Below are 11248 nucleotides of genomic sequence, written 5' to 3'. Positions count from 1 at the left end.
GCCGGTTTAGCGCCAAATGAATCTGAGGTTAGATATCAAGATTCTAAAACTGTGGCCAAATTTTATTGACCACTACAACCTCAACCGCAATATTTACATCAGTTTGCTTTTCTTCAAGCTTCCAAATATCCACATACTCACATTCATTTGGGTGTTTTTTAGGTTCTTTTTCATCAATTTTAAATGCACGTGTTGGATTTACAGAGTAGTAACCTTTGATTATTTCTAGCTGACCATTTGAACTATTGAAAGTTAAAGCCCTGTGGTAAGCCTGCTGTTCAGCTAAAGAATCTTTTGACGTAGCTGCCTTTTCTACAATATTCGCAGTAAAAAACTTAACGCTTAAATTATTGCTAGTGTGGACTTCACTTGCAGAACTGGGAAGGATATAGTTATCAAATAATTTAAATATATCTAACCATTTATAAGGCGTTCGCTTAAGACATCCATAATATAAATTATATCCATCAATATATATTCGAGTCTTCAAAGTCGATCCTTAAATTTTAGCTACAAAAAAACCGACACTAAGGTCGGCTTTTTCTCCCTATATCCAGGAGACTCAATGCTACGCGTGGAAGTAGGGTTAGTTGTTAATAATGATCTTAGTCAAAATTGACCAATACGTCAACAACTGATTTTATCGCCAATTGTAAGTTTAGACAAAATAATAAATTATATTTCCTATTTAGAACGCCCCCTCCAACCACTCCATACATCATCTACATCATCGGCTTTATTCTTTTTCTTTTTCTTGCCTGTGCCTTCTGGTTTTGCCATTGGCTTTTCATTTTTAAGCGCCTCGGCAGCATCAAGATTAGCTTGGTTTACAGCAAAACCGGTTACTTCTTCACGTTCAAGACGTAGTTTGTTTTTCTTCTCGATTACTTTAAAGTGATGCAAGTCTTCATAGTCAACCAATGAAAGTGCTAAGCCTACTTCACCAGCACGGCCGCTTCGACCAATACGGTGCATATAATCAGCAGGACTGCGTGGTAGATTAAAGTTTATTACCACTGGCAGCTTTTCAATATCCAAACCACGTGCAGCAATATCGGTTGCGATAAGTACTTCGATTTCGCCCGCTTTAAATTTTTCTATTACGCGAGTACGTTCACTTTGGCCTTTATCGCCATGGAATACTTGTGCGTTAACACCGCGTTTTTCAAGTTTACTGGCTAAGTGCTCACAGTCTTTTTTAGCATTTACAAAAATCAGTGCTTGGCGCCATTTATGTGTTTTAATTAAATGCGCTAAAACTGTGGTTTTTTCACCTTTGTTTACGGTAAACACACGCTGTACTAATGTGCTTTCGTCTTTGCTTTGAACTTGTATTTCAACAGGGTCGTTTAATAGATCTTGTGTTAATAGCTTAACTTGCTCAGGGAAAGTTGCTGAAAACAACATGGTTTGTTTTTTAGCAGGCATTAACGCTAATAACTCAGCAAGCTCTTCGGTAAAGCCAAGGCTTAGCATACGGTCGGCTTCATCAAGCACAAGCGTATTTAGTTTATCGAGCTTAATAGCATTGCTTGAGATTAAATCGAGTAAGCGACCTGGTGTTGCCACAATAATATCAGCACCGCCACGAAGAGCCTGCATTTGTGTGTTAACCGATACACCACCAAACACAGCAACCGTTTTAATTGCGCCATTAAAGTTAGCAGAATACGATTTAATGCTATCGGCCACTTGCGTAGCAAGCTCACGAGTAGGTACTAAAATAAGCCCCGTTACAAAGTTACCTTTGCTGGCTGTGCTTTTACTACCTTGTTCAACAAACATTTTTTGTAGCATTGGCAGCGCAAACGTTGCTGTTTTACCTGAGCCAGTATTTGCCCCTGCAATTAAGTCACTCCCCGCAAGCACACTAGGTATAGCCTTAGCTTGAATTGGCGTAGGCTGGGTATATTCCAAATCGGTTAAACGAGCTAATAGCTCTGGAATAAGGCCAAGTTCGGTAAATGTGCTAGGGCTTGTTGCTGAGGTCATAAAAATTGTGGGCTCATTGCTAAAAAAGTAGCCTGTAATTTTAGCGTATTTAACGCATATTAAGTAGGGGTTAGTGATTTAAATATAATCTTAGTGGTCAACCTTGAAAATAACTAACACTCATTTCAAGAGCAAAGATCTGACTAGCTTAAGCTCATAAATCCAAGTACTTATCTACTTACAATATTAAAGTATCAATAGTTAAGTAACTATAGCTCTAAACTTATCCCTTTGAGTTTCTATTTTCGCTATTCGTTTCATACTTTTTGCTGGAGTTCTATGCCCCTCGTCACATGCCTGAATAGTTTCAGCTGTAAGCTTAGCTAAAAGAGAGTCAATCTTTCTACTTAACTGTTTTATAACTCTTTGCTGCCTTAAATATACGCGGTTTGGCCTATTTAAGTGAAGCCGTTCTATCATATATTTAGCAGGGTTCTGAGCATAACCAATATTACTCTCTGTAATAGCAATCCTACCGTTTTCTTGTACGTACATATATTTAAGAATGTCTTTCTGAAATCTATCGACATAACCTTTACCTAAAGCATAGCTATAACCATCAATAGTTATTTGACAACCTTGCCAATCTTTACTTTTGAGCACATTGCATTTTTGACATGAAAGATGAAGGTTGTAAGGATGTCGAAGTAATATTCCATTGAATTTATTAACAAATATATCTTTAGGTCGAAAGTGATCTAAAGAGAACCTTTCTCCACCACACTCCTTCTCTGTAGCATCACAATAAACACATCTATGTTTGCAATTTTCAGCTATTATATCGTAGTTACTTTGATAATTACTTGCTGCGTAGAAGTCACCGTTATTACTATGATACATGTACTTGGGATGACGACTTAACTTAGGAAAGAAAAGAGTATTAAGATCCATCGATATCTTCCTCTAGCCCTTTTAACTCTTTGTACAGATCTTTTAACTGCCGTGATTGCATATCCAGCTTGGCAACACTTTCTTCTGATAATATAGCTTCATCTACAAGCACTTTACTACGCACTACATTAAGTTCATCATACTCAACTTTCTCGGATTCCTTTAAAGGCTCAATTAAAGATTTTGAAAAAAGTTCATCAAATCTTTTTTCTTGCTTCGTTCTAACTTTTTTAAGTGTATCGAGATGCCTAAAAAACCTTTTCTTATATTCCTCTTTATTATCACTCAAACTAGTTTTATCAATAGCAAACTCAATATTACCTAAATGCTCATCAACGCTCGCAAGGTTACTGGTCAAAATATAAATAGGTATCTTTGGGTCTATAACTCGAATTCGTTCAATTAATTCACTACCCTTAAATTGAGCGTCGCTTTCATGGACAAGATCTTCATCAATAAAATAAGTAACTTTATCTTCGATTTTATCTAGATAATGAAGCATTTCTTCAAGTTCGGGGGCTATGTTTGGACAAACAACTTGGTAGCCTTCACCAAAAATTCGGCTAAGACGGCGCTGAAAAGTACGACGTGCCTGCTTGCTATCATCGATAAACACTATAGTTTCAATCATTATTTATCCTGTATCACTTCAATATAAAACCCTGCTCCGCCCAGAGAAGAAAACTGCTCGGCATAGACTTTTCCCCCCATATTATTTTCTACTTGCCCCTTGATAATAGCCAGACCCATACCTGTACCAATAACATTACCTTTTCGATCAGCTTTAGAACTTTGCATTGGCAAGAAGATCGATGTTTCTTGTCCAAATTCTAAACCACAGCCTGAGTCAAGAAAACCAACTCTTAGCTTTGTTCCACCCACTCGCTCAAAAACAACTGTAATCTTCCTTTGATCTCGGGGTTTCTGAGAAATTGCCCATATCGCATTTGTTATAAAATTAATAGCTATACTCTCCCAATCAATTCTATATGAGCGCACCTCGAAATCGCTTTCTAAAATCCCCTGAAAATTAATACTATAAACTAACCCCATATTTTCAAAAGTCGATTTCATTAACTCAAATATATACCTAAAAATTTCTGGGACATTATTTTTTACTCGTTTTCTTTTATCTGGTTTAACATTATTTATAGCTAACTCAGAAAAACTATTTACGTACTTAGTACCATCAATTACATCATTAGTGATTTCAGTTAAGGAATCATAATTTAACGGAATAATACCATCACGACTATCTTCAAAAACATCTAGTAGCTCTCGAGCATTTTCGAGAGCAATTGCCGAGTGAGTCTTAATTTCATGGCCAAAACATACTGTTAGTACACCGATAGAAGCTAAATTAGTTAGAGTATCCTTTTGATCTTCGAGCTGTTTTCGTTCTTTTTCAAGCTCTTTGTAGTATGCCTCAACAGCTCGTTCGTGCGCTACTTTAGCTCTTTCTAAATCTCTAATTCTTTGATAGACAGTGTGTGCTGCCGGTTTTTTTTGTCTTTTCTTCCCTCGTTTTTTACTAAATGTCTTTTTTAATTCTTCAATTACACCCGATAGTTCTTCATTTGAATGTAAAAAAATCGCCTTTAGCTCTTCAGATAAATCGATTTCATCATCCTCTTGAGCGTCTTTGTGAGCCAACAACTCAAAAGCTGAAATAACTTTAGTTGCAAACATTCTCAACTGCATAAAAGCATCGTTTTCAACAATACCTTCACGGTTAGCTTGATCATTCAGTATTGCATTTTTAGTTTTAGATATACTCACGGCGCCAATAATCTGATTTGGGCCTATACGCCAACCACCTTGTTTAATACCACCAGGACTAGAAGCTTTTCTTAAACCTATATCTAACCAATCTCCTTTACCTACTGGCTCCCCATAAGGCCTGACTCTAAACTCGTCTCTATAAACTCTAACACCCTGATTAAGTTTCATAAAATCAGACCAGTTAGTTCTGGTCATACCAGCTTTCGTCCAATACTCTCTCGTTGTAAGCATGTAGTAGAATTCAAACTCGAGTGGACCAAATAAGGGCATATTACCTTGATTAGATACCCAATGTTTCCACGCTGTTGGGATTTGAATTACTTCCTCACCACTATTATTATTCGTAAATGTTAATTTTACACGTCCAGAATCATCAACAACTGCTTTTACTTTCCAACTTGCAGCCTCCAAGATCTCCTGAGAGTCAATTTGTTCTTTTATAACTTTTTGTTCAGCTCTCACTTGAGTTAGGCTAATACTAAAATCATTGATAGAACGGTAGGGTGAAATTAGTAAGCGAAGTTCTTCTTTTAAGTCTTTTAGGAATTCAGTATTCCAATTGTCTCTCAACCCAACCAGAACCATATACGTGCCTTTTTCTTTAGAGGAAACAAAGATATCACCATATTTATCTTGAACTGGAAGTGTTAATTCATAAACTTCATGCTTGATGTCAAAAATTGAAGTATTCTTTCCCTCATACTTTCGCCAATCAACTACTAATTGAGTAACGTTATCTGCTCCCTCAACTTTTGTGTAAAGTATAACTTTCTTACACAGCCTATCTAACCCAAGTCGGCCTAGTCCTTTTGCTCCAGTCATTACCCTATGTTTATTATTTGAGCGTTCTACACCGAATTTAGAGTCTGTTCCTATTTTTAACCAATGGTTATAAAGAGCATCAACAGCCATGCCACTACCATCATCTTTTAAAACCATAGAAGACAATGCTGGTTGATCGCGTAAATAGAATTCTAAATCCACATTTTCAGCATCAGCATCATAAGCATTTTTTATCAGTTCAGAAACTGCCACCGTCGAGCTTGAAATACTCTCACGGCCAAGCTGCATAGGAACACGAGCTGACATGTCGAATGGTTTTTTAGCTAAAAGTTTACGTGTCATATCCACATTCCTAAAAGTGGAATATCTTTAATTACACCAATAGTTAAATGCCTTAACCTAATTCGTTCATTTAAAAAATCGTTTGTTTTTTGGTTCTGCAGTATTCGCATAAGTTTTCTACACGTATCCATTTTTCCATCCTTAGGCGTAACGACAATCATGTGATTCTCAATTGCTACCGGCTCTCGAAGATTAATTATAGTTGCTGATGCACGGTTTCTGTCTGATGGGCTTGATGTTCTTTTTATCACAATCAATGGTGGATTTAGAACTGTACCACGAAACCGCCTTTTTTCAGTCGCCTCTCGAACCACTTCCCACTGAGGGCATATTTTGGGATAAAAATAAGGGTATTCACTCCCTTCTTCAGGATCTCTGTATGCCACTAGAGGTCCGGTTCTAACGTTGAAGTGATCAGATATTGTAGATTCAGCACTCTCAGCACGGTGCCAGGATACTACCTGGTCATTATCATTAACCACTCCTGAAAGTAAAAATACATCAACGTCAGTTTTGTTGTTAAACCGCCCCCATATATCTATATCTGCTTGCATTGATTCCGAAATAAATTCACGAAACTCATCGTACCTACTGCCGGACCGAAGCACGTCTGGCAAAATAGCGCTTACGTTGCAGTTTTTCGGTAGCTTTCTAAGGTACTGATCAAATACAACCCCAGCAGTATTAACTTTACCTTTTTTCCAATAGTTTTGTTTAGGAGAAGGCATAATTGTGAAAGGAGGGTTCATTAGTATATGCGTAATGTCTGTTAGCTCTTCGCTATGAACGGTAAAAGCATCTTTAACTTGTATATTTGGAAGTAAAGCGAGAGCCTCATCTAAAGTACAGTCTTGCTCAACACCTCGATTTAAAGCTTCAATGACAATACGTAACTTGGTAGCCTCAATAAAATGAAGATGAATATCAAATCCCCTAAGCACGACTCCCCATACTTTTAACGTTGCTGACAAAGTAAGTTCAACTCCTAGCTTTCTTGATGCTTCGAGTAATAGATTGCCAGCCCCACAAGTTGGATCCAGCACTACCGAGCCAGTAGTAATAGCAGGAAGCAATCCGACCGCTTTAGTTGCTAGTTTTTGTCCTGTAAAGAAACTACCAGCTTCTCTCATTTCCTCAATTGTTAATAGTTCTCTTAAAACTAAATCGATATTGTCTAAATCAACTAGGTCATGAAACTGTTCTTTATCTTTAGAAAGCAACAGTGTACGCATTGAATTATTATGTGAAGTCAGGGAACTCATTTCTTCATTTCTGCAGGAGTTTTTCATATTATACCATGGTTTTATCAACTTAAAGATACAGAGGAAAAACACAATAAGCTGATTTTAATAGTATAAAAAATTTTTTATACGTTCTTCTGCAGATTCTATATCTTGCATTTAAAATTCATCTGAAACTCCCAGTACGATCTAAAGAGTACAGGCGAGAGCAATGCATGATAAATTTGAAATCCGTAATTAAAGCTTCACTGAATTATAGAAGACTAACTAAATATCTGTTAATAAACGCATGACTAATCCTTTAGAAAGTAGTGTATTTTTAATTTAACAGGCTTTGAGGTACAAAAAAGGCGCATTAAGCGCCTTTTTATCTTTAACAGGTAATTACCAACTTTTTTATTTTCACTCAACAGTAACCGATTTAGCTAAGTTACGAGGTTGGTCAACGTCAGTACCTTTAATCACCGCGACGTAGTACGACAGTAACTGTAATGGCAGTGTGTAAACAATTGGCGCAATAATGTCGTCAGTGTGGTTTACGTTGATTACACGCATTGTGTCGTCTGACTCAAAGTGTGAGTCTTTATCTGCGAATACGTAAATAATGCCGCCACGTGCGCGTACTTCTTCTACGTTTGATTTAAGCTTTTCTAATAACTCATTGTTTGGTGCTACGACAATAATTGGCATGTCGGCATCAATAAGCGCTAGTGGGCCATGTTTAAGCTCCCCTGCGGCATAAGCTTCTGCATGAATGTACGAAATCTCTTTAAGCTTAAGCGCGCCTTCCATTGCAATTGGATATTGCGAACCACGACCTAAGAATAATGAATGGTGTTTATCAGCAAACTCTTCTGCAAGATCTGCAATGCCATCAGCTAGTAGCAATGTTTCTTCTAACTTAGCTGGAAGTACTTTTATAGCATTAACAATAGCACTTTGGTCAAGGCCTTTTTCTTGCGCGATAGACGCAGTAAGCATTAACAAACCAACTAATTGTGTAGTAAACGCTTTAGTAGATGCAACGCCAATTTCAGCGCCCGCTTTAGTCATAAAGGCAAGGTCTGATTCGCGTACAAGCGATGATCCAGGTACGTTACAAATGGTCATTGATGCCATGTAACCTTGCTCTTTAGCTAGGCGTAATGCAGCTAGTGTATCGGCTGTTTCACCCGATTGAGAAATAGTAACAAGTAGGCTGTTTTCATGTACAAACGACTGACGGTATCTAAATTCAGAAGCTATTTCTACATTACAACTAACACCGGCAAACTGCTCAAGCCAGTAACGTGCAACCATACCTGAATGGTAAGACGTACCACAGGCAATAATTTGTACGTGTTTTACATCTTTAAATATTTGCTGAGCGCTGTCGCCAAAGGCATCAATTGCTACGCGGTCGTCGTTTAAACGTCCTTCAAGGGTATTACGTACAGCAAGTGGCTGCTCGTAAATTTCTTTTAGCATGTAGTGACGGTAATCGCCTTTACCTGATGCATCTTGCGTAATGTTTGATTCAATAACTTCACGCTCAACTGCGTTACCGTCTGCATCAAAAATTTCTACTGTGTCACGTGTAATACGTGCTACGTCGCCTTCTTCTAAAAAGATGAAGCTGCGAGTAACAGGTAATAATGCTAATTGATCAGACGCAATAAAGTTTTCGCCAAGGCCTAAACCTATAACAAGAGGGCTACCTGAGCGCGCTACAATAATTTCGTTGTCGTTATCTTTATCAAATACAACGGTACCAAATGCGCCTTCAAACTGTTTAACAGCTGCTTGTACTGATGCAAGTAACGTTGTGTGTTGCTTACGAAGTTGGTGAATTAAATGCACCATTACTTCTGTATCAGTGTCTGATAAAAATTCGTAACCATCAGCTTTTAATGCTGCACGAAGCGTAGCGTGGTTTTCAATAATACCATTGTGAACAAGTGCTAATTGGTTGTTTGATACATGTGGGTGTGCATTTGCTTCTGTAACGCTACCGTGTGTTGCCCAGCGTGTGTGTGCAATACCTGTATGACCGCTAACGCCTGCTTTTTCTAGCGCAGCTTCTACGTTAACTACTTTACCTACTGCTTTAACAGTATTAAGTGTGTTGCCATCAAGCAAGGCTACGCCTGCTGAGTCATAACCACGGTATTCAAGACGCTTAAGGCCTTCAACTAAAATTTTGTTTACTGGACGCTCTGCAACTGCCCCAACTATTCCACACATAGTGTCTCCATTAATTTTTTAAATACTTGCTACTTAGTAGCTATTGTATAATCTCTGCGCAAATTAGTTTTACACCACACGCCTCAATTGCTTTGCGTTTATCGTCTGCTAAGCCATTGTCGGTTATTAATGTGGTTACTATTTTCCACGGTAATTCTAAATTTGGTATTTTTCGGCCAATCTTATCTGATTCAACCATTACAATTACTTCACGAGCGGCTTTTGCCATAACTTGGCTCAAACCAACTAACTCATTAAAGGTCGTTGTCCCGCGCTTTACATCTATACCGTCAGCACCAATAAAAAGCTGATCAAAGTCGTAAGAACATAATACGTTTTCGGCAACTTGCCCCTGAAATGACTCAGAATGTGGATCCCAGGTTCCACCGGTCATCAAAAGTGTCGGCTCGTTCTCAAGTGCCAATAAACGACTAGCGACTTTAATCGCATTGGTCATAACAACGAGCCCACGTTTATTGGCAAGTTCAGGGATCATCGCTGCTGTAGTGCGTCCGCTATCAATAATAATGCGATTATGATCGTTTATAAGTGAGGCCGCCGCTTTTGCTATTGCGACCTTGCGCTTTGAATCTACTTCATCGCTAACAATTTCTTTAGGTAGTGCTATAGCACCACCGTAGCGGCGAAGTAATAAGCCACTTTTTTCAAGCGAGGTTAAATCTTTTCGAATGGTTACTTCTGATGTTTGAAACTGCTCAGCTAACTTTTCAACAACTACTTCACCTAGTTCATTAACCTGAACCAGTATATTGTGACGACGCTGTTGTGTGTTTCGTTTAGTCATAAAGCTCGTGAATTAAGTTTCGTTTCGAAAGTTATGCGATTTTAAACGAAACAACCTAAATGGCAAGTGAACGAGCAAAAAAAACACAGCTTTATTCTAATAATAATAAAACTAAAAGTACGGTAAGCTATAACCAATTAAGTTATAAAGATAAATACAATGCAGTCATTTAACAGTATCAGTAAAGAATACTTGGCACAGCGAAAGCAAGCTGGTGAAACTTGCCGTTTATTTAATAAGAGCCCAAGTAAAGGAAACTTAAAACGTATCAAGGAGTTATTTTTAAAGTCGGGTGATGGTGTAATTATAGAATCAGGCTTTCATTGCGATTACGGTAATCAAATCGTTATTGGTGATCGTACTTTTATAAATATTAATTGTACACTTCTCGACTCGCCATTAGCCAATCACTCAATCACCATAGGTGATGACTGCTTAATTGGCCCGAACGTTCAGCTACTTGCTGTGTCACATGCTACTAATCCAGCAGAAAGGCTAAATAAAGAAAACTTTGCAGCACCTATCCTAATAGGTAATAACGTATGGATTGGCGCAGGTGTAATTATTTTAGCGGGTGTAAGTATAGGTGAGAACAGTATTGTGGGTGCAGGTGCTGTGGTTACAAAAAATGTAGTGGCTAATACTGTTGTAGCGGGTAATCCTGCAGCAAAAATTCGCGATATTTAAAGGAGTTTATTTAACTTCTAGCTTTATGTGCACTTTAAATAGGATGATAGAAGTTATATAAGCATAGCTTTAGTGGCTATGTCTCTTTCTAGTTGTAAACACTTGAATGAAATAAGGGATATTACTGGGAGTATATGGCGTGAGCTGTACGTTATTCCCTCACATTTTACTTTTCTACAGACGTAAAAAAGCCCGAATCGTTAGATTCGGGCTCTCTACAATTTGAAGCCTGGTAATGTCCTACTTTCACATAGCAAATGCTACACTATCATCGGCGCTGTTTCGTTTCACTACTGAGTTCGGCATGGAATCAGGTGGGTCCAAAACGCTATTGTCACCAAGCAAATTTGGGCGTTAATTCGTATCGCTACAAATTAACTGAATTTGGAAAATATCTGATAATATTTTTTAAGTCTTTCTTAAGTAATATCTACTTTAGTCATATTAACTTCTGTCTAAACTGTCGCATAAAACGCGTTTGGCGTTGTATGGTTAAGCCTCA

9 protein-coding genes and 1 rRNA gene are annotated in these 11248 nt (G+C 37.9%); 1 reads left to right on the top strand and 9 read right to left on the bottom strand.

Annotated features, from left to right (window positions below; all coding sequences use genetic code 11):
• Positions 1–43: 43 nt before the first annotated feature.
• The 8 genes from I6F50_RS19835 to I6F50_RS19800 all read right to left on the bottom strand — a co-directional run bounded on the left by I6F50_RS19835 (position 44) and on the right by I6F50_RS19800 (position 10059).
• Positions 44–490 carry an NYN domain-containing protein gene (locus I6F50_RS19835; RefSeq protein ID WP_231613049.1) on the bottom strand — a complete coding sequence of 149 codons (447 nt, stop codon included), beginning with the start codon at positions 488–490 and terminating at the stop codon, positions 44–46.
• A gap of 194 nt (positions 491–684) precedes the next feature.
• Positions 685–1992: a DEAD/DEAH box helicase gene (locus tag I6F50_RS19830; RefSeq protein ID WP_197177132.1), complete on the bottom strand. Its 1308-nt coding sequence runs from the start codon at positions 1990–1992 to the stop codon at positions 685–687.
• Positions 1993–2193: 201 nt separating this feature from the next.
• The gene (locus I6F50_RS19825) at positions 2194–2883 is read right to left on the bottom strand and encodes a hypothetical protein (protein WP_197177130.1); all 690 of its coding nucleotides are present in this window, start codon (positions 2881–2883) and stop codon (positions 2194–2196) included.
• A complete protein-coding gene (locus I6F50_RS19820; RefSeq protein WP_197177128.1) occupies positions 2873–3514 on the bottom strand; it encodes a hypothetical protein in 642 nt (213 codons plus the stop codon). Before I6F50_RS19820 ends, I6F50_RS19825 begins: the two co-directional genes overlap by 11 nt.
• The gene (locus I6F50_RS19815) at positions 3514–5790 is read right to left on the bottom strand and encodes an ATP-binding protein (protein ID WP_197177126.1); all 2277 of its coding nucleotides are present in this window, start codon (positions 5788–5790) and stop codon (positions 3514–3516) included. The genes I6F50_RS19820 and I6F50_RS19815 overlap by 1 nt, the downstream gene beginning before the upstream one ends.
• A complete protein-coding gene (locus I6F50_RS19810; RefSeq protein ID WP_231613048.1) occupies positions 5787–7079 on the bottom strand; it encodes an N-6 DNA methylase in 1293 nt (430 codons plus the stop codon). The genes I6F50_RS19815 and I6F50_RS19810 overlap by 4 nt, the downstream gene beginning before the upstream one ends.
• Before the next feature lie 354 nt (positions 7080–7433).
• Complete coding sequence (glmS, locus tag I6F50_RS19805; RefSeq protein ID WP_165729546.1) at positions 7434–9254, bottom strand: glutamine--fructose-6-phosphate transaminase (isomerizing); 1821 nt, start codon at positions 9252–9254, stop codon at positions 7434–7436.
• 40 nt (positions 9255–9294) lie between these two features.
• On the bottom strand, positions 9295–10059 hold the full coding sequence (locus tag I6F50_RS19800) for a DeoR/GlpR family DNA-binding transcription regulator (protein ID WP_166421745.1): 765 nt from the start codon (positions 10057–10059) through the stop codon (positions 9295–9297).
• 159 nt (positions 10060–10218) lie between these two features.
• Here I6F50_RS19800 and I6F50_RS19795 point away from each other — a divergent pair, with 159 nt between their 5' ends.
• Positions 10219–10746, top strand: a complete 528-nt coding sequence (locus I6F50_RS19795) for a sugar O-acetyltransferase (RefSeq protein ID WP_197177124.1) — start codon at positions 10219–10221, stop codon at positions 10744–10746.
• Between the two features lie 227 nt (positions 10747–10973).
• On the opposite strand, the gene rrf is transcribed toward I6F50_RS19795, so the two are convergent.
• A 5S ribosomal RNA gene (rrf, locus tag I6F50_RS19790) occupies positions 10974–11088 on the bottom strand.
• Positions 11089–11248: the final 160 nt, after the last annotated feature.

This window comes from Pseudoalteromonas sp. NZS127_1 (assembly GCF_015864295.1).
GTDB classification, from domain to species: domain Bacteria; phylum Pseudomonadota; class Gammaproteobacteria; order Enterobacterales; family Alteromonadaceae; genus Pseudoalteromonas; species Pseudoalteromonas arctica.
The sequence above is the reverse complement of the archived record's forward strand: the minus strand, read 5'-3'. Positions and strand labels throughout refer to the sequence as shown.